Annotated in this window: 24 protein-coding genes; 11 read left to right on the forward strand and 13 right to left on the reverse strand. The window is 39.6% G+C overall.

Features of this window, described 5'->3' with window-relative positions; translation table 11 throughout:
• The first annotated feature begins 7 nt into the window (after positions 1-7).
• Both LfDm3_RS03235 and thiM read left to right on the forward strand, forming a co-directional pair.
• Entirely contained in the window at positions 8-565 is a 558-nt protein-coding gene (locus tag LfDm3_RS03235; RefSeq protein ID WP_039144096.1) for a cysteine hydrolase family protein, read from the forward strand.
• Between the two features lie 159 nt (positions 566-724).
• The gene (gene thiM, locus LfDm3_RS03240; protein WP_039144097.1) at positions 725-1,516 is read left to right on the forward strand and encodes a hydroxyethylthiazole kinase; all 792 of its coding nucleotides are present in this window, start codon (positions 725-727) and stop codon (positions 1,514-1,516) included.
• Between the two features lie 47 nt (positions 1,517-1,563).
• On the opposite strand, the gene LfDm3_RS03245 is transcribed toward thiM, so the two are convergent.
• The 8 genes from LfDm3_RS03245 to LfDm3_RS03280 form a co-directional block, all read right to left on the reverse strand.
• Positions 1,564-2,331 (reverse strand): flavodoxin family protein, encoded by a 768-nt coding sequence (locus LfDm3_RS03245; protein ID WP_039144098.1) that lies wholly within the window; start codon positions 2,329-2,331, stop codon positions 1,564-1,566.
• Between the two features lie 122 nt (positions 2,332-2,453).
• Positions 2,454-3,647, reverse strand: a complete 1,194-nt coding sequence (locus LfDm3_RS03250; protein ID WP_039144099.1) for an O-antigen ligase family protein — start codon at positions 3,645-3,647, stop codon at positions 2,454-2,456.
• Between the two features lie 14 nt (positions 3,648-3,661).
• A complete protein-coding gene (locus LfDm3_RS03255; protein WP_039144101.1) occupies positions 3,662-4,465 on the reverse strand; it encodes an alpha/beta fold hydrolase in 804 nt (267 codons plus the stop codon).
• 164 nt (positions 4,466-4,629) lie between these two features.
• A complete protein-coding gene (locus tag LfDm3_RS03260; protein ID WP_010022633.1) occupies positions 4,630-5,097 on the reverse strand; it encodes a universal stress protein in 468 nt (155 codons plus the stop codon).
• A 16-nt stretch (positions 5,098-5,113) separates the two neighbouring features.
• Positions 5,114-5,623, reverse strand: a complete 510-nt coding sequence (locus LfDm3_RS03265) for a YbhB/YbcL family Raf kinase inhibitor-like protein (RefSeq protein WP_010022634.1) — start codon at positions 5,621-5,623, stop codon at positions 5,114-5,116.
• Between the two features lie 74 nt (positions 5,624-5,697).
• Positions 5,698-6,228: a hypothetical protein gene (locus LfDm3_RS03270; RefSeq protein WP_039144102.1), complete on the reverse strand. Its 531-nt coding sequence runs from the start codon at positions 6,226-6,228 to the stop codon at positions 5,698-5,700.
• Between the two features lie 81 nt (positions 6,229-6,309).
• Entirely contained in the window at positions 6,310-7,956 is a 1,647-nt protein-coding gene (locus tag LfDm3_RS03275) for an APC family permease (protein WP_039144103.1), read from the reverse strand.
• Between the two features lie 111 nt (positions 7,957-8,067).
• The gene (locus tag LfDm3_RS03280; protein WP_039144104.1) at positions 8,068-8,448 is read right to left on the reverse strand and encodes a VOC family protein; all 381 of its coding nucleotides are present in this window, start codon (positions 8,446-8,448) and stop codon (positions 8,068-8,070) included.
• 118 nt (positions 8,449-8,566) lie between these two features.
• On the opposite strand from LfDm3_RS03280, the gene LfDm3_RS03285 reads away from it, so the two are divergent.
• Entirely contained in the window at positions 8,567-10,114 is a 1,548-nt protein-coding gene (locus tag LfDm3_RS03285) for an ABC-F family ATP-binding cassette domain-containing protein (RefSeq protein ID WP_039144106.1), read from the forward strand.
• A gap of 44 nt (positions 10,115-10,158) precedes the next feature.
• On the opposite strand, the gene LfDm3_RS03290 is transcribed toward LfDm3_RS03285, so the two are convergent.
• Positions 10,159-11,073, reverse strand: a complete 915-nt coding sequence (locus LfDm3_RS03290; RefSeq protein WP_039144108.1) for a proline-specific peptidase family protein — start codon at positions 11,071-11,073, stop codon at positions 10,159-10,161.
• 151 nt (positions 11,074-11,224) lie between these two features.
• Between LfDm3_RS03290 and LfDm3_RS03295 the strand changes: the two genes are divergently transcribed.
• From LfDm3_RS03295 to LfDm3_RS03325, 7 genes are all read left to right on the forward strand, one after another.
• A complete protein-coding gene (locus LfDm3_RS03295) occupies positions 11,225-12,829 on the forward strand; it encodes an ArnT family glycosyltransferase (RefSeq protein WP_039144110.1) in 1,605 nt (534 codons plus the stop codon).
• 118 nt (positions 12,830-12,947) lie between these two features.
• On the forward strand, positions 12,948-14,615 hold the full coding sequence (locus LfDm3_RS03300) for a glycosyltransferase family 39 protein (RefSeq protein WP_052236596.1): 1,668 nt from the start codon (positions 12,948-12,950) through the stop codon (positions 14,613-14,615).
• 69 nt (positions 14,616-14,684) lie between these two features.
• Positions 14,685-15,824, forward strand: a complete 1,140-nt coding sequence (locus tag LfDm3_RS03305; RefSeq protein ID WP_039144111.1) for a cation:proton antiporter — start codon at positions 14,685-14,687, stop codon at positions 15,822-15,824.
• A gap of 49 nt (positions 15,825-15,873) precedes the next feature.
• Positions 15,874-16,296 carry a bis(5'-nucleosyl)-tetraphosphatase gene (locus LfDm3_RS03310; protein ID WP_039144112.1) on the forward strand — a complete coding sequence of 141 codons (423 nt, stop codon included), beginning with the start codon at positions 15,874-15,876 and terminating at the stop codon, positions 16,294-16,296.
• Positions 16,286-16,855: a guanylate kinase gene (locus tag LfDm3_RS03315; RefSeq protein ID WP_039144113.1), complete on the forward strand. Its 570-nt coding sequence runs from the start codon at positions 16,286-16,288 to the stop codon at positions 16,853-16,855. Before LfDm3_RS03310 ends, LfDm3_RS03315 begins: the two co-directional genes overlap by 11 nt.
• 82 nt (positions 16,856-16,937) lie before the next feature.
• Positions 16,938-17,489: a hypothetical protein gene (locus tag LfDm3_RS03320; protein WP_156112348.1), complete on the forward strand. Its 552-nt coding sequence runs from the start codon at positions 16,938-16,940 to the stop codon at positions 17,487-17,489.
• Positions 17,489-18,301, forward strand: coding sequence for a DUF6681 family protein (locus LfDm3_RS03325; RefSeq protein ID WP_039144116.1), 813 nt, complete (start codon positions 17,489-17,491; stop codon positions 18,299-18,301). The genes LfDm3_RS03320 and LfDm3_RS03325 overlap by 1 nt, the downstream gene beginning before the upstream one ends.
• Before the next feature lie 32 nt (positions 18,302-18,333).
• Here LfDm3_RS03325 and LfDm3_RS03330 read toward each other — a convergent pair whose 3' ends face one another.
• The 4 genes from LfDm3_RS03330 to LfDm3_RS03345 form a co-directional block, all read right to left on the reverse strand.
• A complete protein-coding gene (locus LfDm3_RS03330; RefSeq protein WP_039144117.1) occupies positions 18,334-19,680 on the reverse strand; it encodes an APC family permease in 1,347 nt (448 codons plus the stop codon).
• Between the two features lie 271 nt (positions 19,681-19,951).
• Positions 19,952-21,217: a GTPase HflX gene (hflX, locus tag LfDm3_RS03335; protein WP_039144118.1), complete on the reverse strand. Its 1,266-nt coding sequence runs from the start codon at positions 21,215-21,217 to the stop codon at positions 19,952-19,954.
• Between the two features lie 10 nt (positions 21,218-21,227).
• The gene (locus LfDm3_RS03340; RefSeq protein WP_039144119.1) at positions 21,228-21,884 is read right to left on the reverse strand and encodes a histidine phosphatase family protein; all 657 of its coding nucleotides are present in this window, start codon (positions 21,882-21,884) and stop codon (positions 21,228-21,230) included.
• A gap of 192 nt (positions 21,885-22,076) precedes the next feature.
• A complete protein-coding gene (locus tag LfDm3_RS03345; protein ID WP_039144120.1) occupies positions 22,077-23,933 on the reverse strand; it encodes a cation:proton antiporter domain-containing protein in 1,857 nt (618 codons plus the stop codon).
• Positions 23,934-24,024: 91 nt separating this feature from the next.
• On the opposite strand from LfDm3_RS03345, the gene helD reads away from it, so the two are divergent.
• Positions 24,025-26,325, forward strand: coding sequence for an RNA polymerase recycling motor HelD (helD, locus tag LfDm3_RS03350; RefSeq protein ID WP_039144121.1), 2,301 nt, complete (start codon positions 24,025-24,027; stop codon positions 26,323-26,325).
• The last annotated feature ends 3 nt before the right edge of the window (positions 26,326-26,328 follow it).

The following is a 26,328-nucleotide window of genomic DNA, read 5'->3' on the forward strand; positions in this document are numbered from 1 at the left end:
CATTAAAATGGCAGATAAAGACGCACTTCTAATTATTGACTATACTAATGATTTTGTGGATGATCAGGGATCTCTGACCGCTGGTAAGCCAGCTCAAAAACTTGATCAGTCCATTGTTGATTTGGCTGAAAAATTTAAAGATGACAATCAATTCGTGATTTTTCCAACTGATGTGCATAAAAAGGACGATCCATACAGTCCCGAAACCAAGCTTTATCCAACTCACAACGTGCGGGGAACCTGGGGTCGTCAGTTGTATGGAAACGTTGGAAAGTGGTTTAATAAGAATCAAGATTTGGATAATGTTTGGCAAATGGATAAAACCAGATACAGTGCGTTTGCTGGGACGGATCTCGATCTTAGACTCAGAGAGCGAAACGTGAAAACGTTGCATTTGGTGGGTGTCTGCACCGACATTTGTGTTTTACACACTGCGATTGCTGGATATAACTTAGATTACAACTTGGTCATTCATCAGAGCGGAGTGGCAACCTTCTCTGATTTGGGACAAAAATTTGCGATGGATCACTTCAAGAATGTCCTTGGTGCAAAAATTGTTGATTAAAAATTTAGATGAATGATTGAAGACTTCTCATATACGATGAGAAGTCTTTTTGTTTAGAGCACCATTAGATCCAATCGTCTTTAACCCTGTTATGGTAATAAATGAAGGGACGGGTATGCGTGCAAAAACCCATTAATGAATTAGAAAGGAAATGAGAATATGACATCAATTTTAGAAGAAATTCGTAAAGAGAATCCAGTTGTCTTAGATATTCCTAATATGGTAACCCCACAAAAAGTAGCTGATGCAATTAGTTATGTTGGCGGTTCACCAATTATGTGTGATTCTTCAAACGAAGGTCGTGACTTAGTGGCCATTGCGAACAGTTTGGTCTTGAACCTAGGAACGATGAATGATGATAACGTAAAATTGGATATTATCGCTGGTCAAGCGGCTAATAATCGTAACTTGCCCGTTATTGTTGATCCAGTGGCGGTTAGTGCTTCGGAACTAAGAACGGAAGTTTTCAAGAAAATAAGTAACGAGGTCAATATTGATATTTTGCGGGGTAATGTCGGTGAGATTGCTTTTACGGCTGGAATAGATTGGGGACCTCGTGGAATCGATGCAGATGATGGAAATGGTGATCGTGTTCAAGTTGCCAAGATTGCTGCCAAACAGTTCCATTCAATTGTGGTGATTTCAGGGATTGATGATGTGATTTCTGATGGTTCAGAAACATACGTGGTTCACAATGGCAGTAAAGAATTAGCCATTAACGTGGGTTCTGGAGACGTGTTAGATGGCGTCCTTGGAGTTGTCGCTGCTCATCATCGTGGCGTTCATGCTGTTGCACTTGGAACTGCCATTGTCAGTGTGGCAGGTGAGTTAGCGGAAGAGAAGTATCCAGCTGACCCGGCATCATTTGAAATGGAGTTCTTTAATAACTTATACAAATTGGATGATCATCAACTTTCTGATGAAATTAGAATTGAAAAGATTAATAACTAAAATAAAAAAAGATCGATTTTAAATCGATCTTTTTGTTTGGGTTAATTTTAACGACGTCGGTGTCTTAAAAAGGTGAAGAAATGAAGCAAAATGGCGAGTAGGACGTAGAAAATCACAACGAATGCAACGTAGAAGAGCCAGAATTCTCCGTTGAATTTCAGTCCAAAAACCAGTCCTTCGATTACCATTGTAACCAGTGACATCACGGCAATCATGCCGAATAATTCAATATAACGTTTCAAAGTACTATCATCCTTTCGCGGTTTGTTAGCAATTTTTTGTCCCCATCGTTTACATAGCTCAAGTTTCTTGGGATTAGGAATCCCCTTACTTCCCCAAGTGTGGGTACCAATGACTTCGCCAAGCTTGATCAAACCAGCTGACGTCATAATTTTATCAATGGTTCGAAAGGTTTGATCGGTAATTCCGGTAAAGAAATTTTGAAATGAAGACAAAAAGCAGGTGGTTAAGCTTAAGTAATGTTTATTTTTGAACTTGCCCGGGAGAGTGTCTCCAATACTGTTCATTTTAACCATGCGGTGACGCATGCAGTCAAATAGGTTTTTGGTAACCCCGGATAGATCGGCGAAGTAAGTGGGTGAGGCGATGATCCATACATCGGCTGCCTCCATCTTCTTTTCAATCATATCAAGCGTTGGGTTAGGGTGTTTTAAATTATCGGGTTTGATGTCATAGTCTTGAAGAAATAGGGTTTCAACTTCAGCGTCCTTTGGGAGACCCGAGATAACCGCGTTCAAGTATTTGGCCGTCAAACCATCCTTACTCTGTGATCCTAAAAATGCTAAATAACGCAAATTTATGACCTCCTTTGAAATTAATTGGTACTTACCTATTCATGGTATATTTTTGTGAAAATAATATCAATCAAAAATCCCATTTTCAACTTTTGCTGAAAATGGGATGGAATAAATCATGATTAAAATGTGCGAGCATGGCGTGCGTGTCTGCCCACGGGTCTTTGTCTTTTAGGAAGATCTTTAACGACCTGGGTAAAGGCATAGATAAACGGAGCAAACATATATGCATTGGTAAGCTGGGTTTCAATAATTCCCTGAACTGCCAAAGCAATCAGGATTACACAAAGAAAGTAGTTGTTGTCTTGTTTGGCCTTGTAAGCACTTCCGATGAATAACGCTAGGAGAAGCATTAAACCAATGAAGCCAGCGCTTAGAAGGATAAATAAGAAGGTATTATCAACCCACAAGTTCGATCGTGCTCCCAGTAGTGGAAGATTTTGCCCGATAATCTTTGGTGAATAGAAATACTGGATGACGGTTAATTGTTGACCAGGACGTCCTGATAACGCGCTATTTAGAGTGTTAAAGAGCGGTAGTGATGAACCCCAAGCTACCATTCCAATTCCAATAACAAAGGTTAATGAGACGATCACCCAAGTGACTTTGGGTAGCCAACGAACGATTCTTTTAGAGTAACTCAGTCCAAATCCGAGGATCAGGACAGCTCCGGCAACCATAAATCCACGTGATCCCGTCAGATAAGCAATCACTAGATAAACAACCAAAAGAAGAGCGTAAATCAAATACGTAAAGTGCTTTCGGATGTTCTGCAATAGTAAGAGGGCGGAATAAAGGATACTTAAAATAAACCCACTTAGAACATTTGGATGGGTAAATCCAATGGCATAACGTGTGGAAGTCCCCCGGGTAAATGAAATTGCATTCTGTGATGGGAAAACATGGAAGATCAAGAAGGCGAAGATGACCACTAAAATAATGAGTTTAGTGGCTAGGTCGATTGTTGCAAAGGCATTTTCGCTTAAAAGATCGGCATTTGCCATAAACAGGAACAGTAGGAAAAGAGTACTAGTAATCACATTGAGCTTTAGAAAATAGGATAGGACAAAGATAATTAGCATCAGGCCGATTACTGACCACTGTTTTAAGCCGTGTCTTCTGGTTAGTAACAACACAATTTGAACGAAGATAACAATCAGGGTCACAATTCCCGCAATTTTCCATTGTAAGAAACTTTTAGCTGAGTATACGTTATTGAATTGACTGTTCAAAAGAATTACTGACGATGCCAGAAATACTATGTAACTCAGCACGTAAACGTACTGATATAAACGATTTTTAAGGGTTAAAAACATTAATTATTCTCCCATTAGTTGTCAAATTTATCGGTAAAGAAATATTCAGCAATAATTTTGACGATCGACGGATTCTCATGGAGCATGGTGTGTTGAGCTTGTGAGCTATTTCCATGGTATACGTAAAGTTTATAATTCTTGACGTGTCCGGTAACTAATCCCTTCATTGGGATCTCACTCTTCATAGTAACTTCACCATCGGTTCCGGAATGGTTCATATCTCCGACCAAGTTCATGATTTGAAGATTTTTAGGTAAGTTTTTAACATCAGGATCGTTTGGAGCATAGTTAGTAGCGAGTGAAATGAATTTATTTACTGTTGGAACTTCCTTTAGGTTGGGATAGTGTGCCAAGTAGTAATAAATGATGTTCCCACCCGAAGAATGCCCAATCATGTTGACAGAACGAATGTTGTACTTGGTATACAAGTAATGCATAACCTTAGGCATTTGAGTTGATTGGAAATATGGACGATGGTTTTCTTGGAAAACGATTTGAACGGTGGGGTTATCAGCACCGATCTTATGAAATTGCTTGGTGGTTTTAACCGTTCCATCTTTTTTGACGTACAGTTGCAGAGTCTTAGTGGCTAAGTGATAACGGTTTAGAGTATCAACCATGTAGCCAGTGGTGATGTTGTTTCCACCTAACCCAGGAATGAATACAGTAGCGGTTTTGCTTTGATTAACGTCTAACTTACCGAGAAAACTACCATGATTATTCCAATAATAATATCCACCACCAGCAAATATAGCCACCACAATAATGACAAAGAGAGCGATGAATGATTTGGTGTGTTTTCTTTTTTTGATGTGCATTGTAAACATTCCTTTTAATTAATTTAAATTTATATACTAGCAGTTAACATCATATAACAATTAGAGTAATTCAGCTAGGCGAACCCAATGATTTCTTCGGATAATGGGCAAGAAAAAATAGCTAAGTGTAAGGGCTTAGCTATTCTTCCTTAAATAATTGTTAATTATTTGATTGGGGTGTTCTTCATGTCAGTTCTGACGATGATAACATCACAACCAGCATGCGAATTGACGTATCCAGTGACTGAACCTTCTAGCATTCGATACAGCCGACCTTTACCGGTTGCACCCATCATGATGAGGTCAGTTTGGTGGTCGCGTGGGAACTCATAAGTGATAACTTCTCTAGGACTTCCAAAACGAGCATGGATATGAATATCTTCAATCCCAGTTTTATCCTTGATCTTGTTAACTAAATCTTTTAAATAGGTAAGTTCATCGTTAACGATTTGAGTAATGACACTACCGTCAACGACGCCAAGACTGTACCCATAGTTTGTGGTGTTGATGACGTTTAAGACGTCAACTCGACCTTTATTTCTTTGTGCTACAGCGGCAGCCTTGTATAAAGCAGCTTCTGCTTCTTTTGATCCATCAACTGGTACTAAAACGTGTTTGTATCCATTTAGCATTATGAAGTCCTCCGTTTTAATTTTTTACTGGTAAAATTTGTTCCGCACTAGCAACAATATGACCTGACATTTTTTGCTTAAGTTCGTTAAGCCAAAATCCATCAGATAAGTTTAGTTTTTGGTCCAAAGCGTATACGTGCAACTGATAGTCATGCGGCTTATCAGGAGGGGTTGGACCAACATAATGTTGATTTAATTTAGGATTAGTAACATTGACTAGTCCGCCAGCCAAACTGTTCTTTCCAAGAGTCATGTTAATTGAACGGTCTTGGCTCGCATTTTCTGGGATCTCAGATACATCAGGGTCGATATTAGCAGCGACCCAGTGAATGTAGGTGAAACCACAAACAGGAATTGAATCGTCATCTAGTAGCATCACTACTAGTGACTTAGCATCACTTGGCACATCTGAAATCTTGATTGGAAATGAAATGACGGGATGTCCGTCTAACATTTCATCTGGTTGAGCATGCTTCGTGTATTTATCAGGTAAAAATCCATTTTGAAGTGGAGTATTAATTTTCATAATAGTACCTCCTATACAATTCATTATACCAAAATCATCAGAATATAAAAAAATAAGGAACTATAAATAGTTCCTTATTTGACAAATTGTAAGGTATAGAATCCCTGACCATTCCGCTCAATCGTGAAGTTAGAGTAACCAGCTGCTAACCAACTCTTTTGAGTTGCACGTGCATAATTTTTAGCGTCTTGCACCGAATCAAATGTTTTAGGGGTCGCAAACATTGAATTTGAATCATTTGCTGAATTGTTTTCATTAGAATTATTTGCATTTGATGCTTGCGATCTATTTTGACTAGTTGATGCTTGATTTTGACTTACCGAAGATGCACTTTGGTTAGTTGATTGTTCTGCCTTATTAAAGTTTTTTGCTTTTTTCTCTGATCGAATAGCTTTGCTACTCTGTTGACTTGTGGAAGGAACGCTTAGTTGTTTCAATCCATTGCCACTCGTCAGAAGGTGAATTCCAAAGACTAGTAGAATAACGATTGCTACTAAACCTAGGACCCACGGCCACGCCTTAAAGGTTTTCTTTTGGTGTCTTGGGTCGTTAGTGGCATTAAAGTCATAACGTTCATATCTCGAATCTGGATCTTGATTATTCATAAGAATCCCTCCATCCATTTCAAGAAAAACAAGATGCATTACGTATTATAACAAAATTCTTATGCTTTTGCAGTAGATTAACTAATCGTCAACCTGATCATCGTCAACCTGTTCGTTAACGTTTTTGGCATTAAGCATGTTGCCAGTACGCTGATAACTAAAGACACCCCAGTAGAAGAATACCAGGGAAACCACAATAATTACAATGAAATCATATGGATAATGAATCCAGTTTTGTCCACCAAATGGAGTTGACCCAATGTATGAGAATGCTGCCATAAAGATGAGGTATACAACCATCCATGCTCCACCACGGAATTTAGTGAGAGTGTTTTTCCAACCGTTCTTATTTTCGTAGAAGAAGTAGAATGGTAAACCAAGCATAATAACGATGATAACTTCAACGGTAGTAGGCCACATTGCCCAGTAAATTGCTAAACTAGCAAGAACGAAGGCTAATGGTGCCATGATTCCAGCGAAACTAATTTTAACTGGACGTTTGAAATGAGGTGCGTGAAGACGCAATGATCCCAATGTGACGGGTCCAGTAAGGTAGGCAATCATCGTGGAAGTGGCAATTACACTAGCCAAGACAGCCCAGTTTCTGAATACTGAGACCAAGATACAACTGACAATCCAATTGACAATCATGGCGATTCTGGGCGTTCCCCATTTTTTGTTAATTTTTCCTAGGAACTTAGGCATATGACCGTTTTCAGTCATTGCAGCTAAAGTCCGACTAGTTGAGGCAACAAATGAAACTCCGGTTCCAAAGGGTGAAACGAAAGCATCAATGTATAGTAGGATGACTAACCAGTTCAAGTTCAGCATAATGGCAAGGTCAGCAAATGGTGAACTAAAGTTAATGCCATTCCATCCGTGTTTAGCTAAAGTACCAGGATCAATTACACCAATAAAGGTAAATTGAAGCATAACGTAAATTACGATACTGATTAGAAGCGAAATGACGATTCCACGCCAAATGTTCTTCTTCGGGTTTTCAATTTCGTCACCAACGTTAATAACCGTTTGAAAGGCATTATATGAGAAAATAATACCGGATACGGTAGTAGCCGTGAAGATTGGAGCAGTCCCATATGGGAAGAAGCCACCAGTAGCTACATTATTAAAGTTTTGTGAATGGAAACCAGAAGCAAGTAACATAATAATAGTAAGAACTGGAACCACAATCTTAAAGATTGAAGTTAGCGTAGTGAAACGTGTCAGTAAATTAACTGACCAGTAGTTCAACAGGGTAAACACGAGGATAAAGATAAATACAATGAATAATCCTTCGGTGGTCACGGTTCCGTTTGCGTAGAATCCGTGAGTCCAACTTGCCCATTTCCATGGCCATGAGCTCATGTATTGAACGGCAGCCACTGCTTCAATTGGCAGTAAGGTTACCAGTGAAACCCAGTTTGACCACGATGCGATGAATCCGAGGAGGGGACCATGGGTGTATTGAGCGTATTTACTCATTCCCCCACTTTCGGGGAACATTGTGCCTAATTCTATGTAATTAAACGCGATCGCGCCAATTACAACCGCACCAATGACCCACGAAATAATGGCTGCTGGTCCTGCGGTTTTGGCACCTTCCCAGGATCCAAACAGCCATCCTGAACCGATGATTGAGCTTAACGCTAACATCGTAACGCTAAAAAGACTCATCTTCGGTTTTGCAACTTTTTGATTTGAATTGTTTTCTGAATTTTTTGTTTTCATAAATATCCTTTCTTTTTGCATATTCGACGAATATAACAAAAATGATTATGGTTGTAAAATTAAAAAAGGCTAACTCGCGGGGGTTTGATGATGTTGTATTCCCTTTCATTCCTATCGTTGATACTCTCTAATCTCAATCAAATTTTTATCAGGATCATTAATGAAAAGGGAATTCATTTTGCCGTTGTGTCCTTGACTTTCAAGTGGACCTGCTATGATGGGAACAAAATAATTAGCAAGATGGGATTGAATGGAGGAAAGCGGATCCCTTACAACCACACTAAAACTGGTAGAACCAGGAGTAGGGTGGGCTGGTTTGACGTTGTCATCATTAGCGGTGACACAAACGAGTCGTTGGTGACCAAGCTGAAATTCAATTCGAGATTCAGTTTCGATCACAACGGGTAAATCTAGAACTTCGTGATAAAAGCGCATCGATTTTTCGATGTCTTTTACTGATAAGGTGATGTGATCAATATCTTTGATTTTCATAGGTACTCTTCTTTCATAAAAATGTACCTATAATTATACCACTCAAATTGACATAATTGACGTTGATTACGGTTCGGTGTTACGGTATTAGTTATGAAATAATGGAGGGAAATATATAATGGCGTTATTAAGTGTATCGAATCTGAGCATGAGTTTTGCTGATAAAGACCTCTACTCAGATGCTACATTTCAGCTAAATAAGGGTGAGCACATGGGAATTGTGGGCCAAAACGGAGTTGGAAAATCAACTTTGATTAAAATTTTGACCAATAAGCAACTTCCTCTAACTGGTGACATCAAATGGCAAAAGGGAACCAAAATTGGTTACTTGGATCAATACGTTAATATTCCGAAAGGAATGACGTTAATTGATTTCTTACACACCGCCTTTTCTGACCTCTATAATATGAATCAGCATATGAGTGATTTATACATGAAATATGCCGACAATATGGATGAAAAATTACTTGAACAGGCTGGTCGAATCCAAGAACAGCTTGAATCGCGGAACTTTTATGATATTGATACGGAAGTTGAGCAAGTAATTAATGGTTTAGGTCTTGACGATATTGGTAGAGATCAGACCATTTCAGAAATGAGTGGTGGACAACGTTCGAAGATTATTTTAGCTAAATTAATTCTGGAACATCCAGATGTAATTTTACTTGATGAGCCGACGAACTACTTAGATACTGCTCACATTAATTGGCTGGAAGATTATTTAAATAGTTTTGACGGGGCAGCAATGATTATTTCCCATGATTACGATTTCTTGGAAAAAGTCACCAACTGTATTGTCAACGTTGCGTTTGGGAAAGTTACTAAGTATCGTGGTGACTTTAAGTCAGCGATGCGACAAAAAGACGAAAAAGAAATGACCCAGCAACGGGAATATGAAAAGCAACAAGAGGAAATCTCAAAGGCCAAGACCTTCATTCAGAAGAACAAGGCCGGCAGTCATTCTAATATGGCGAAGTCAAGAGAAAAAATGTTGAAACGCATGAATGTCATTGAGCCACCTTCAAGTAACATTCAAGCTTCGTTCAAATTCCCTTATGCTGACACTGGTTCACAGAATGCTTTGGTAGTAGATCAACTTTCAGTTGGATATGATCGCCCATTGCTCCGGCCCGTTACTTTCTCGGTTAATACTGACCAAAAAGTGGGACTACAAGGATTTAACGGGGTTGGGAAGTCAACTTTGATTAAGTCCATTCTGGGCCAGATTCCGGCAAAGGGTGGCGAGGCTGACTTTTCGCCATCTGCTAAGGTTAATTACTTTAGTCAGGATCTGGTTTGGCCTAACCGCAAGATGACGCCACTTCAGATCATTCAGGACAAGTATCCTAAGTTAACCCAGAAGGAGATTCGATCTCAATTAGGGCGTTGTGGACTTGATGCCGCTAATGCTATGAAGCCGATTGGTGAACTTTCTGGTGGGGAACAGACGAAAGTGAAGTTAGCTCTGATGGAATTTGTTCCAAGCAACTTCTTAATCATGGATGAACCTACGAATCATTTGGACGACGAAACCAAGAATGCTTTAAAGCGGGCCATTATCAAGTTTCCAGGAAATGCCATCATCGTTAGTCATGAGGCGAGTTTCTATGATGGACTAGTTGATAAAACCATTGATGTGGAAAAGTTAAGTTTAACGAAGAAATAATAACAAAAAAGACACTTCATTTTATGAAGTGTCTTTTTATTGGTCTAATTTTGATTAAATGTACCATTTTCAACTTGTTTAATAAAGTTTGCCAAATGGTCATAGTAAACGGGAGCATTATCAATCATGTGATGATGACCACCATTTGGAGTTGAAACAAACTTAGCGTTTGGAATCATTTTGGCCATCCGTTTTCCGGTTTCCATTGGCATGGTTTCATGTTCACCAAAGGTCACAAGGGTTGGAACCTTAATGTCTTTTAGATGATCAGTAAAGTTCCAGTCCTTTAACTTTCCGGTAATAACAAATTCGTTGTCACCCTGAAAGGCGTTGTAGATTGGTTTGCTCATGGTATCCACTAAGTGAGCGATTGCTGGCGGCTGTTTTCTGTCAACGTATTCACGATTAAGCAGTTCAACGAGTTCTTGATATTTATCGTTATCGTAATCGTTGTTGGCTTCACATTTTTTCATGTATGCTAACTGGTCGGGAGTTAAAGCCGTTTCTCTGATTTGGGCCAGGTGCTTAGTATAGTCGCCCATACGATCAACCATTGATGAAATGATAGCACCCTTCAGATGATCGCCATACTTAGCAGCGTACATCTGAACTAAAGCACCACCCCAAGATTGACCAATGAGGTAAAACTTGTCGATTCCTAGTTTTTGACGAACTTCTTCAACTTCATCGAGGAAGTAATCGTAAGTCAAAACCTTATTTGCTACCTTGGGATCGTCAAAATCAGGGGTATCTGAATACCATGATCCTAACTGATCGTACATATGAACCTGGACGTTCAATCCTTGTTTTTTGAGTTCATCAGCGGTGTTTTCCCAATATTCGTGTGTGCCACCAGGGCCTCCATGAAGAGCCAGAAGATGAATATCTCCAGTTCCTTGAGTGTTAGTCCATAGGTGGTAACCATTATCTAATGTAATGATTTTGGTTCCTTGTTTCATAACATTCACCTACCTATTTGATTTAGTTATTATGATACCACTTTGAAACGGTAAAAAAAGTGGGGAACGTAATTGGGAAATGTGGTCAACGTGTACAGGACAATTATTCTAGGATATAATAAGAGGAGTTTAAAAAGGAGTAGGATCGGTAATGAGGTTCCGTTTAGAACGTTTTATTAAAAATGTTAACGTTCGTTATTTTTTAGCTTTCGTACTAGTAGCACTTGTTTTTATTGGGATGTTTAGTTATGCATCCCCGCTTTATTATTTTGACTATTCACCCGATATCAACTGTTTTTTTACGGTTGGTAAAGGGATGATGCATGGACTAGTTCCTTATAAGGATGTCTTTGAACAGAAGGGACCATATGTCTATCTTTTATATGGATTAGCTTATCTGATCAGCCACTATTCAATTATTGGTATTACAATAGTAGAAATAATTTCGCTGGCTACGTCCATGTTTTTGGTTTTTAAAACAGCTCACCTCTATATTAATAAACCGACCGCTGCAATTCTGGCTTTAATAACACCGTTCTTTTTGATGTTTCAGGAATATTTTACGTATGGTGGCTTAGTCGAGGAATTCGTGTTTCCGATGATTTTATCGGCTGTCTATTTAACGTTTAAAGCTTGCAACGATCATTTTATGATTAGTAATGGGAACTGGCTTGTTCAGGGATTCCTAGTAGGAGTGGTTTTCCTCTCTAAATATACTTTACTTGGAACCTGGATTGCGTTTTACATTATCTTTGCGGTGGTCTACTTGTATCACCGCCAATTTAATAGCCTTTTCAAGATGGTGATTGCAAGTGGGATTGGTTTTCTACTTTCGGTAGTACCATGGGGAATTTATTTTCTTGTCACCAATTCTTTCAAGGCGTTTTACGATGTCTATTTTGTTTCCAATATGACGGTTTATAACACTTCCGTTGGTGGTGGAATTCTTACTAAAATTGCTGGACCGTTTGCAATCTTCAGTGAGTTTTTGATCGATAAACCACAACTTTTTGTACTTGGTGCCATTCCACTTGCACTTTTTGTCGTATTTAATAAAGGGATCTCGAAAGTCCTTTTTTTGTGTATGATGTTTGTGAGCGCCTTTTTTGCTGTTTATAGTTATACTCCTGATACGCTTTATGTTTACTATCAGTTGGCTTTTATGCCTTATGTGGTAGTTACATTGGTGATTTTAGTTGCCAAACTTTTGCGTTATCAACATTTTAATTTGCCAAAGGAACGATTGGTTCCAATGTTTATTGGAATGGCTCTCTTAATGCTATTTTTTACCATGGGAGTTAATGATAATTTTCAAAAATCAAAGTTGTTTCCTGATAACAATGAAGAAACCTTGGATATGAATGACAAGCAGACTGCACAACAAAAATTTGGTAAGATCATGCGTGAGGAGAGTAAAGGGACCCCAACCCTACTGAACTATGGCTATCTTGACTTGGGGATGTACACGGTTTCTGGGGCACTGCCCACTCAGTACTATTTTCAAATCAATAATATTCCGTATGATAAGAACCCTAAGATAGTGAGGTCCCAGAATAAAGCGGTTCAAGATAAAGCGGTTCAGTGGATTGTGGTAAAAACCAATCAGGCAGACTCAATCAAAACGTATTTTAGCCAGCATGGTTCGACCCGACCAGCCTCTAAGACACTGTTAGAAAATTATCGGGTTGTGTCGACTCATGAACAAAAAGCCCCGAATAATCGTAAATCGACCTATTGGTTACTTAAACGGCGTTAACAATTTTAAGATAACTTTATAAAATGTTGAAGTGCCGTTCTTCATTTGGGCAGTGTGGTATAATTGCCACTATTATTTGAGTACAATATAAATTTCTGAATGATTGGAAGAATATCTTATGCTAAAGAAACTAAAAACTAAACCATATCTATTTGGTTTAACTTTTGTGGTAATGAGTATCATCATAATATTGCTTTTATCGTTTGCTTCACCGTTTTATTATTTTGATACATCGCCTGATAGTAATAACTTCTTTACTGTTGGTAAGGCTATGTTTCATGGGATTATTCCTTATAAAGATGTTTTTGAACAAAAGGGACCCTTTGTTTATCTGATCTATGGACTATCATCATTACTTACCAAGCGTTCTTTGGTGGGAATGATGCCGTTTGAAATCATTGCCATGATTATTATCATGACCATGGCATACAAGATTGCTCGGTTGTATTTGTCACAGAATTGGTCATTTGTAATTTCACTGTTTATGCCGGTCTTTGCCGTGCTTCAGCCATTCTATGACTATGGTGGATCAGTTGAATTCTTTGTTTTTCCAGCTGTTTTGTATTTGATTTACGTGGCTTTGAAAGCGAGTCAAAACCATTTTGACATCAAATGGTGGGAATGGATGATTCAAGGATTCATGGTAGGAGTTGTGTTCTTCTCGAAGTACACCTTGCTGGGTCCGTGGATCGGATTTTATGTATTTATGTTTGTTTTCTACGTTTATCACCGTCGCTTTAAAGAGATGTGGCGGTTGATTTTATTCAGTGGATTAAGTTTCTTGATTGCCCTTGTCCCTTGGTTAATTTACTTTGTAGTGACTGGCAGTCTTAAAGCGTTTATTCACGTTTACTTTACGATCAATATGACCGTTTATGGATCTTCTGGAATTATTCCCACTAAGATGCTTATGGCCACTGGCTTCTTCATGAAGTTTTTAACTCAGTATCCAATTACCACAGTTTTTGGACTACTAGGTCTCATCTACGTTTTGTTTGATCATGAAATCTTCAAGAATGGGGTTTCAAAGTCCCTCTTTTTATTCATGATGATTGTCAATGCGATTGTTGCCGTTTATGGTCATACCTTTGGAAAGATCTATCAGTACTATCAATTAGCGTACTTCCCATTTATCCTGGTAACGACCATCTTCTTATTGGTCTTCTTTATTAGACATTTTGAATCTAACAGGAAACTTGCTCTGCCATGGACGTTTGTTGCTGTGGCACTATGCATGGCGCTAACGTTTGTGCTTGGATCAAACAATAACTTTATTTATTCAAAGTTACATCCCCAAAACTTATACGTTACCCTTAATCCTAAGAAGGGACAGTATCAACAACCTGCTCAAGTGTCATTTGGAAAGATTATCAGAGATGAAAGTAAAGGAACCCCAACCCTTTTGACCTATAGTCGTTTGGAAAACGGTTTCTATACGAGTTCTGGTGCCTACCCAACCCACTATTTCTTTGAGCGAAACAACATTCCTAGTCGGGCTTATCCAAGAATGATGAGATCGGCTAACAAGGTGGTGCAGAAGAAACAGGTCCAGTGGTTGGTAATCCGAGTTGATAATACGAGTGGTAAGAATAACGATAAATTATATAGTTATATGAGCAGTGGTTCCAGAAAAGGTGGACGTGATGCTCTAATTAAAAATTACAGATTGCGTAGCAGTCATGCGCAAATGTTTGAGGCACGACGGGCTACTTACTACTTGTTTGAAGCAAGAACTAAGTCCAACCCCAAGGCCAAGAAAATGATAAAAGAACATAAGTTTTATTAATTAGTGGAGTTTGTCAAATTGGCAAACTCTGCTTTTTTTGAAGGATAGTAGAATAATGGAGGTAATAAAATGGAGTATTTAGCGTCGATTGGTTTAATTTTAATTTCCACGCTGATCTTAGGGGTGCTGAGCCAAAGAATCGGAATGCCGGCCGTTGTTGGTGAAATCTTAGCAGGGTTACTACTGGGACCAGCGGTCTTACACCTAGTTAACTTAAATCATATGGTTTCGGTTGGCTCTGAAATTGGGGTGATTTTTTTAATGTTTATTGCTGGGTTGGAATGTGACTTTGATTTGGTTAAGAAGTACTTGAAGCCGGCGTTTAGTGTGGCGATTTGTGGGGTCATTTTACCAGTCTTAGCATTTACCTTTTATGGGCAAATCTTAGGACAGGGCATTGAAAAAGCCTTGTTTTGGGGTGTGATTTTTTCAGCCACCTCAGTTTCCATTAGTGTGGAAGTTTTACAGGAATTCGGTAAATTAAAATCAGTCGCTGGAGCTACCATTTTAGGAGCGGCCGTGGTTGACGATGTAATTTCCATCGTTCTGTTGAGTATTTTTTCAAGTGTTTTTGGCACGGGATCTGGTTCGAAAAATCTACTGGTGTTATTCACGTGGCAAATCCTATTCTTTGTGTTGATTATACTGGTCATCAAGTGGATTGCACCATGGTTAATGCGCCTAGCCGACTTACTCCCGGCTAATTCAGCTGTTTCGGTGGTTGGAATTAGTATTTGCTTGCTGATGGCTTATTTGGCGGAAGCAGCCAATTTAAGTACGGTTTTAGGGGCCTTCTTTGCTGGAATTGCCATCGCCAGAACGCCACTTCGAGATCAGGTGATAAAGAGTGCTAACCAAGTTGGTTATTCTTTCTTCATTCCCATTTTTTTTGCCGCCATTGGAATGGAAATGAGTTTTAAAGGGCTTTCTAGTACGTGGATAATTGTAATTGTGATGACCGTTTTGGCACTCCTTACCAAGTGGATTGGTTGTGGAATTGGTGCTAAATTAACTGGACTGACTTGGAATGAAGCCAACGTAGTCGGGTCAGGAATGGTTTCTAGAGGTGAGATGGCACTGATTGTGGCTCAGATTGGATTGGCTAGCCACTTGCTTGCTCCAGAGTTATATTCTGAAATTATTATGGTGATTGTTCTTTCCACCATTTTGTCGCCAATCATGCTGAAGTTTAGTATTAAATCAGTGTAGTTTTTGATTTTTTGGTACAATGAAAGAAACAAATAAATGGGGCATTTTTATGATTAATGAAATTGACGGTGGAACGATTGCCTTCCAATTTAAAGACAACCAACCACTTTATCTACTTTTAAAAAGTGCAACTAGTAATTTTTGGGGCTATCCTAAGGGACACGTAGAAGGAAACGAAACGTTGCAACAAGCAGCTCAACGAGAACTAAGGGAAGAAACTGGGATTCGTGCCGACATTGACGATGGGTTTCACTTCAAGGTGGAATATGACATGAAGAATGGTCACCACAAAGAGGTCACCTTCTTTGTGACCGAAGTTCCCGTTGGGACACCGGTTACTAAACAGGATGAAGAAATTAGTGAATATCGTTGGTGCACTTATGATGAAGCACTTAAATTAGTAACCTATGACAATTTACTTCCTCCACTTAAAAAAGCGAATAAGTACATTGAGGAGCATTATGTCAAATAAACGATTTGTAATTGTGATTACTGGTGCAGCTGGCACTGGGAAGACCACTATCTCGGATTATTTAATGAAAAGGTATGGCATCCCCAAAGTTATCACTCACACAACGAGACCTCCACGGGACCACGAGCAAAATGGAGTGGATTACTATTTTGAAACCCAACAGAGTTTTAAACAGCTCCATCTTTTGGAATCCGTGAAGTATTCGGGTAATTACTATGGATCGTCATATGAGGGGTTAGAACGGGCTTTTGTCAAGTCACCCATTGTTTCGATCGTGTTAGATACCAAGGGAGCGATCACGTACAAGGATAAGCTGGGATCGGAAGCAGTGGTCATCTTTTTAAGGGTCAAAAATCCAGCTGAACTGAAACAGCGCATGATTGACCGTGGTGACACCATGGCCCAGATCCAAGTTCGAATGGAGAGTAAGGAAGATGAACGGGATCTAACCCTCCCTAGTGCGTTAAAGGGTCGATCCATTGTGATTGATAATGAGGAGTGGAGTCAAACCCGAGAACGGATTGATCAGATTGTTTTAAACTTAAGAAAGCAACTTTAAGAAATCTTTTCTGGATTGGAATGATTTCTTTACTTTTATGTGTAATAATTAAAGATTCAAAAAGAGAATATATGTTGAGAGGATGATTAAATGCCAAATCGAGTGCCACCGTTTCTTACTCCGTTTGCCATTATTGGCCCTTGGAGCTACCAACGTGGTGGTCAATAAAGCCACCAACACCCATGAAGGTGCCAAAGTGACATCCCATCCAACTAATCAAAAGAAGTCCATCTTTGGTTTTAAGTTGAAGGGAAACGATGATAACATTAAAGATTCTAAGAACCAGAGCTCAGATTCTAATGGCGATAGCGGTAAAAATGAATCTAATAATTCTGGGAATAGTCAGAACAATACGGATAACACCAATAAGTCACAAAACGATGATCAAAATAAGACCACTTCGGGTAAACAGGATCAGAATAATTCGACTAATTCGGATGGGAATAATTCCAATACTGACAATGGTAGTAATGCCCAGAAAACGACTACTGGTGACAATAACAATGGAAGTACCGGAAAATCGAGCCAAAATGAAAATAATGGCGGCAATACTAATAACAATACTGGAAATAATTCCAATAACACCCAAAATAATACACAGGAAAAGGCCACCACTACGGGAGGTGATCGTTAATGTTTAGTTTTCTAGATATTATTAATCACTACCTGGGTTACGTTACGATTGAAACGAACACTAAGAGTCGAATTTACGTGATTTTAGGTGTGTTAGGGGATTTATATCTCCTTTACGTTGCCTACCGTTTTGCTGTCAACGGATTCATCATTAGGGGGATTTTGATCTTCTTAGTAGTGTTGATCCTGGCGTACTTCTTGTATTTGAACATCATGTATTATTTCACCAAGAAGAGAGCCAAGTTTGACGTAACACCAGTAATTAATAAAGTATTACACATTCAACCCAAGAGTGAAGAAAAGCCAATAAGTGGTGAACAGCGTCGTTATCGCAATATTCCCGCTAATGGATTGTTCGATGAGCGAAAGACGATGCCCGCTAAGTTGGAATCCACTCTGAGTGAACGGCATAACATTCATGAGTTAGCTGAGACCATGATTAACAAGAAAGTGGCCAACTATGACTATAATGGTTTGGGTGAGCGAGCCCTTCTTTCTGAAATAAAGACCAGTCCCAAGCATCGTGTTTATGCGATGGGGGATGGTGCCTTAATTCCGTACTTTGATTTAAGAGAAGAGAATGGAAAATATGAGGTATACGCAGGGATGAATCAGGTTAACTGTGAACCGGTTGGTCACATTGTCCAAGCGGGTTTTGAAGATATTCAAAACCTTGATAAGAATAAGGTTAAGCTATACTTAGCCGAGGCCTTTTTAGTAGGTGGAAAGTACAAGACAGCTGGTCGGGCTGGATTAATTGATGGTGCTGATGATTACGCGGTTCAAATTAAAATTGCATACCGGAAAAAGTAAAAAAGAGATCTCAAACGAGATCTCTTTTTTATTTATTTTGGAGCTTTATTTTTCTTACTGGTTACTTCGAAATAATAAACTGGAATTCCAAGTGCCACAATTCCAAGGGAACAAACTACCCCAATAAAGTCGGAACCAATTTCGGAACAAATTACGAAAAGGGAAGCTAAAATTGCGATAATTGGCGTAAATGGATAGAGGGGAACCGAGAAGACTCGTTTTCGATCTGGATGACGTTTTCTTAAAATGAAAACCCCGAAAAACGCCATGACGTAGAAACAGTAAACCGTGAAGATGCATAGTTCGGAAAGGCGATCGGCATCAAAGAAACAAATCATGATAATTACGATGGCTAATACCGCAGCAATGGAAACGATCGGAGTTCTAGTCTTCGGGTTTAAGTAAGCTAACTGTTTTGAAAAGGGAAGTTGATTTTCCTTTGCCATAGCATACATGATACGAGGGAAGGTCATGATTTTTCCGTTCATACAACCGATGATCGAAATGATAATTCCGATACTCAGGATCTTTCCACCGATGACGCCAAAATCCTTGTTGGCCATGTACGGGATTGCGTTGGTCCCGAGTTCATGAATTTTCTGGGGACCAATACTTTTAAGAACCCCGTAGGAAACTAACATGTAAATTGCAATGACGGCTAAGATTCCAAAGGTAATAGCACGTGGCAACATCTTCTTCGGATTTTTAATTTCTCCACCCAGGTTAGCAACTAAAATCCAACCATCGAAAGCAAAGAGAGTGGCTAACATGGCAACTCCAAAGCCCCCAACTGTGGAATGGACGTCACTGACACTTTGAGTGAAAGCGTCCGCGTGGCCAAAGAAAAGGCCAAAAATAATCAAAGCGGCCACGGGAACTAATTTGCAAATAGTAGTAACGATTGAGAAGGCAGCTCCGAACCGGTTGGGGAAGGTGTTAAGTAACCCAACAGCAACCACGGCCACAATCGCAATTGGGATGTTCCACTGGGGTTGGATATGGAAGAAGTCCCCTAAAAGAATTGCTAGGTAGGCACCTAATGAGGCGATCATGGCAGGTCCATATACGATAATTTGCATCCATCCTGAGAGAAAGCCCCAGAACTTGTTGTAAATCACTTCCATATAGGCGTATAAGCCACCCGTGGCGGGAATTTGTGAAGCAATTTCGGCAATTGAGAGGCCAGCGGCTAAGGTTAATAGGCCACCAGCTAGCCAAGCTAGCATGGCACCCGTTGCTGATCCAGCGTCATTTAAGACGGCTGCTTGTCTAACAAAAATTCCAACCCCGATGATGGTTCCAACTACAAGCGAGAGTGCGGACCAAAGTCCAAGCGAACGATTAAGTTTAACGTTTGAATTTGCTTCCTTTTTTTTCATAATAAATTCCCCCTTTTTGAGAATAAAAAAAGTCCCCGACAAATAAATGTCAGGGACGCAAGTTTACGCGGTTCCACCCAAAATTCTCTGAATAAACCAGAGCACTTTCTGTTGGTTATTAATCTATTTTTAAGAGATGGTGAAATAAAGATTAGTCAGCCAACTTCCAGAATAACGTCAGCCTCTCTTAGGCAATTTCTTTAAATATTGTTCTCTTAAATTAATTATAGGACTATTTAACCGCGATCTATCCTAAATGTCAACTAAAATTTTATTCATTAACTTCATATTTTTTATATTTTCCCGCGGATGTTTCCGGAAGTTCGACCCGTAAAACGGTTCCCTGATCAGTATAGTCAGTCTGATAAACCGTCTCGTTTTCGTTTAAATCAGAGACGACCTGACCATTACTAAACGGAACTAGGTAAGTTTTTTTGATGTAATCCTTAAACAAGTTTTCGGAGATAATGTCAACCAAGCGGTTAATGGAACTAGGGTCCAGAGCGGACATGATGATATTGTTGCCCTCACGAACAGGGTAGTTCTCGCCACTTTTGTCAGCCTTGTTGAAGACCTTAATCATTGGGATATCCGGAACCCCGATTTCTTTGAGGGTTGCTTCGGTGGTCTGCATCATTAATTCCTGGTTAGGATCAGAATAATCAACCACTTGAATCAATAGATCTGCATTAGCTGCTTCAGCCAGAGTTGATTTGAAGGCTTGAATGAGTTGGTGGGGAAGTTGACTTACAAAACCAACCGTATCGGTTGCCAGAAATCGTTTGTGGTTTGGTAATTCAATCTTTCTAACGCTGGTGTCTAGGGTAGCGAACAGCATGTTTTTAACTGTAACTTCTTTACCTTCATTCTCCCCAAAGCGTTTGACCAGTTGGTTCATAATGGTGGATTTCCCAGCATTCGTATATCCAACCAGTGCAATGGTTTTAAGGTCATTTTGTTTGCGCTTTTTACTCTGCGTGTCGTATGATTTGTCAATTTCTTTTAGTTCGTGACGAACATGATTAATTTGGTGTTGGATGGTTCGCCGATTTAACTCAATTTGGGTTTCACCAGCACCACGGTTAGCAAGACCACCTCCAGCAGACTGCTGGTCCAGGCGTTGACTTGCACTGGTTCGGAGTCTGGGAAGTTGATAGTTAAGTTTAGCAAGTTGAACCTGCAATTTGGCCTCACGTGAGCGTGCCCGGTTGGCGAAGATTTCTAAGATGAGTCCCGTTCGGTCAATGATTTTAGCATTGGTCAGTTTTTCCAGATTCCGAATCTGACTGGGACTCAGTTCATCGTTGGCAACGATCACGTCCGTTTCCGTGGTTTTAACGAGTTGCTCAAGAAATTCCACTTTACCCTTACCAAAGTAAGTGGCTGGATCAGGATGATCTAATTTTTGCGTAACGGTTTCAACACTTTGCATGTTATTAGCCGTGACGAGATTATTGAGTTCTTCCATTGAGTACTGAAAATTGGCATCATTTAAATCTAGGCCAATTGTAATTACATCAGTAAGATTATCGTTCATTAAAGCTCCTTTAGACTGGATCAGAAATATTGTTATAGTACTTTACGACGTAGTCACCGTCTTTATATTCGATTTTAGTAACACTTCCGTTATGAATTGGGTCACTAATGTCAATGTCACTAAATCGACTGACGATGCTTCGAATAAAGGTTCCGTGAGCGGTGATTAAGATATCATCACCGTCTTCAGCATTGTTAACGATTTCGTCCAGTCCAGTTTGAACTCGTTGCCAAAACTGAGAATCATTTTCGGCGTCGCCGTAAGGGTCAGCATCCGCAATCATGTCACGGGTCTTTTCCATCGTGTAGGTTGCGATCATCTGACTATAAGAATCAGCTCCAGAAGGTCCACCAATGATGTGCCAAACTTGACCCATGTCGTTTCCCTCAAAATAGCCAAAGTTTTCTTCTCTGAGATTTTCCATCTCAATGGGTTCAATTAACCCTGATGGGTTTTCTTTTAAAATTAATTCAGCCGTGTCACGCGCTCTTTTGGTGTCACTACTGTATGCTTTGTCAAAGTTAATTTTGCTAAGGTGTTTACCGGCATCAATTGCATCTGTAATTCCCTTATCGGTCAATGCAGAATCTGCCCAACCCTGTAAACGATGATAACGGTTTAGATAAGTTTGACCGTGTCTTACAAAATATAAATTAAGTGAAGTCATTTTATTTTCCTCCTGATTGACTAGTTGCCTAATTCTAGCATATTTTGGCCCTTAATATAAACGTGGGCGAAGTGGAATTGGTATAATTTAATAATTATTTGAAGTAATTAGTTTCTTAATTGAGATAAAATGGTGGCATAAAAAATAAACTCCACTAACTTGTTGAGTTAGAAGAGTTTATTAGGACTTCATTTATTCATCAGGATTAAATTCATTTCTGATTTGAATGCCAGTTCCCTTTTTAGCCGAGAAGATAATTTGATCACCCAACATCAAAGTAGTGTTTCCAGTTGGATGAAGTGGTTGATGATCTCTGAAAATTTCATTAATGGTAATGTCATTACTGAACGGAAGACTCTTGATTGGGGTATTGGCAAGACTCGGATTGGTTAACTTAACCTCATGGAGAATCGATTCGTTGGATTCAATCATCTTAAAGGTAGATGGTACTTCGATTAATTCTCTGAGCATGGCAATGTTAACGGACAGATTATTGTAAATTTCAACCCCTAGATCCAGAAGTTCTTTCTTGTGTTTGTCAAGGACGTCCCGATTTTCAAAACGGGCAATAACAAGACGTACCCCGTACTTCTTAGCTGCCTTAGCTAATTCATAACTTGTTTCTGAGTCAAAGTAGGCCATAACGGTGATGTCACAGTCAAAGTATCCGTTCTCAATCAGGGATTGTGGATCCAATTTGTCGACCAGATGAACGTTAGCCTGACTGTTATAGGAACGATAGTGTTCCTCGTTGTCAGTGTAGACGTTAACGTCATACCATCCGGTTGACAGTTGTTGGGCAACTGGAATGGTTGTTAGGTTGACCCCGAAAAAGTTTACTTTAATCTTAGGATAGGTTTCTGGTTCAACCTTAAAGGCCTTGTTAAAGACCAGGGGTCCAAGGATACAAGTAATAATGGCAGCCAGTAAGAATGCTCCAGATTGTTGCGAGGTAATAACCTTCATGCCCTTGGCAACCTGAAGAATGGCTAACACCATCGTGATGGTGGCACTTGGAAGCGCCATCCCCGCTAGTGAATTTCGCTTATTGAAGCGAAGTCTAAAGATGGGATAAAGTCCCAATTTGGAGATAATGTAACTCGCAAAGAAGACTGGGATGAGTATCAGTGTAGCTGGATTAGACAATAACTCTTTGACATTCAAACCGACACCACTCATGATGAAGAAGACGGGGATAAACAGACCGTATCCAATTGAATCCAGCCGATCTTTAGTCGTTTCGGATGGTTGCAAGAGTTTGTATACCATTCCACCGATGAAGGCTCCTAAGATATCTTCTGAGCCCACGAAAACCGCAATGGTTGATAGGAGCACGATGATAAAGAATGCGAGACGAATATCAATTTGAGTGGTTGATTTGTTGATTTGGTCTGAGAATTTAAAGAAGCGTTTGAACCACCAGAGTAGAAATCCCGCTACCACAAAGAGAATCAAAATTAACCATAGTGACTTACTGTCTTTACCGAAGACGGATGCATAGATCGTAAGGGCAAAGATTGGTAAAACTTCACCTAAAGCTGCAATTAACAGAATGGTTTGACCAAACGCACTGCCGGTCACGTCCTTTTCTTTTAGGGCAGCAATTACGACTCCCAGTGAAATGGTAGCAAATAGAATGGAAGCTAACCAAAAATCACTGAAAAGACCGCTTAATTTACAGAAGTATCCTAGAATTAATGATAGGATAATAACGGTTGCGTAACCCATGAAGGCTAGTTGGACCGAAGAAAAACGAGGAGCGTTCTTATTTGACTTCTTTTCGAGTTCACTCGGGTTCTTATTTTTGGGCTTAAATAGTGAAAAATCGATTTCCATTCCACTCAAAAACAGGAGGACAATTACACCGATTTTGGAAAGAATGGATAAGATATTTGAGTCCGATACAATGTTAAATAGACTGGGACCTAAGATGATTCCAACTAAGATTTCTACGACCGCCGTTGGTAGCATAGAAATGTGGAATCTAGCCATGATTAATGGCGTTATGAGGGCCGCCAGTAGAACAATTACTAACGAAATTGAATCCATATTACGATCACCTTGGTTTTTTATATTTTGTCGGGCTGATGTAATATGTTAGAATATTTAGTCAAGTTTAGCAAGCAGGAGGGATTATCCGTTGGAAAATTCAATTAAAAAATCAGAACAGAAGCACCTTGATTTTGTGGAAAGCAAGATTGAAATGGCAGAAGTCGACGCTGCTAAAAAAATTAAAAAAGCGAAGGGTGACCAATCGGAAATCCAAAAAAACTTTTTTAATGATGTTCGTCTGAAGACCAGTACATATAGTGGTCAGATGGAAACCGGAGTCTCAGTAAGACAGCAACAACAACTGTTGTCAGAACGGGAAAATCGATGGAAGAATGCCGCTAGAGACTTAGGGACGTTAAAACGGTTGGATCAAAACCCTTATTTCGCACGCATTGATTTTCACGAAGAGGGTGAAAAGCACACCGAGACGATCTATATTGGACTGGCTTCATTTACCGATAATCCAGATGACTACCTGGTTTATGATTGGCGAGCTCCCATTTCCAGTATTTACTATGATAGTGGAATCGGTCAGATGACCTATGATTCACCAGCTGGACCACAGAAGGTGGATGTCAAATTAAAGCGACAAATTGAGATTAAAGACGGTAAGATTGAGACCATCTTTGATACGGATGAGGCGTTAGGCGATAATCTGTTACTAGAAAACCTTAGTCACCAGTCCGATACGAAGATGAAGAGTATCGTGACCACTATCCAAAAGGAACAAAATCAAATCATTCGGGATACTGATTCTGACCTTCTTTTCGTTCAAGGAGCGGCTGGATCAGGAAAAACGGCTGCAGTTTTACAACGAATTGCGTACCTCCTTTACCGTTACCGGGGGAATTTGAACTCTGGTCAAGTCATCTTGTTTTCACCTAACCAATTATTTAATGATTATATTAATGAAGTTTTACCTGAACTAGGGGAACAAAACATGGTTCAGATGACGTATTATCAGTACACTAATCGGCGCGTTCCGCACCTAAGTGTGGAAACGGTTGGTGAGCGTTTCACTGAAACCCACGAAAAGCATCAGCAGAAAGTGGTCGACTTTAAGAACAGTTTGGACTTCTTTAAGTTGGTGGGGAAGTATGCTCATCATTTAAATAAGGAAAATTTCCAATTTAAGGATATTAAGTTTGAACAGAATGTCTTTATCTCCAAAGAAGAGATTAGTGAGATTTACTATCGTTTTAACCAGAACTATAACTTGCGAAATCGATTGGAAGCCACTAAGGAAGAACTAAGTAAGATTTTGAATCGCCACATTGGAAGTGAAATGCGTAAGAAGTGGGTGGAAGAGACCATTGAAGGTCTTGATCAACAACAACTGCAAGCCATTTACGCCAAGTTTGGTGAGAGTATGGATAACCCAGACAAGGAATACAATTTCCTTGCTAAAAAGATTGTTCAGAATGCCTTTCGAAACGTCAAAAAAGCCATTACCCGCGGTCGTTTTGTCAGTATCAACCGTCAATTCGTTAACTTACTAAGAAATGTTCCTCGAATCGCGGACCTGAGTAAATATGGAATTAGTGAGCAGGAATGGAACGACGGAGTGGAAAAATCGATTGATCGTTTAAAGAATGGAAAAATCAGTGATGCTGACATCTCCATTTATCTCTATTTATACGACTTGATTTCTGGGAAACGTCCTGATGTTCATATGCGTTACCTGTTTGTTGATGAAGTTCAGGACTATACCCCATTTCAGTTGGCTTACCTGAAGTTTAATTTTCCCCGGGCTAAGTTTACTTTACTGGGAGATCTTAATCAGGCCATTTTCACCCATGAAAGTAGCCAGAGTTTGTTAAAAGAAATGGAAACGATGTTTGATCCAGAGAAAACTCGGGTCATCGAACTCAATAAATCGTACCGGTCAACCGAACAAATTACTGATTTTACGAAGCATCTGATTCCAGATGGAAGTAAGATTCAATCCTTTGCGAGAACAGGGGAACTTCCTAAGATCAACGTGGTAGGTGATGTTGATAGTGGCATTGACTCTTTAAAAGAGACGATTCAGACCAACGATCAAGCCAACGACACCACGGCTATAATTGCGAAATCATTGGATGAATGTAAACGAGTGCACGAAAAGCTCGAGCAGAAGGGGATTAAATCCACTTTGATTCAGACCGAAAATCAGCGGTTAGTTAAGGGTGTCATTGTGGTCCCAGCTTATTTAGCCAAGGGACTTGAGTTTGATGCCGTTGTAATGTGGAATGGTTCTAAACAAGAATATCCAACGGAACGTGACGATCAGTTAGTTTATACGATTTGTAGTCGTGCTATGCATCGTTTAGATGTGATTTCAATTGGTGAATTATCACCACTGTTTAATGATGTTCCAAAGGATGAATATCAGTTGGTAACCAAGTAGGTG

Origin of the sequence: Fructilactobacillus fructivorans, assembly GCF_000814735.1 — a bacterium.
Classification (GTDB): Bacteria; Bacillota; Bacilli; order Lactobacillales; family Lactobacillaceae; genus Fructilactobacillus; species Fructilactobacillus fructivorans.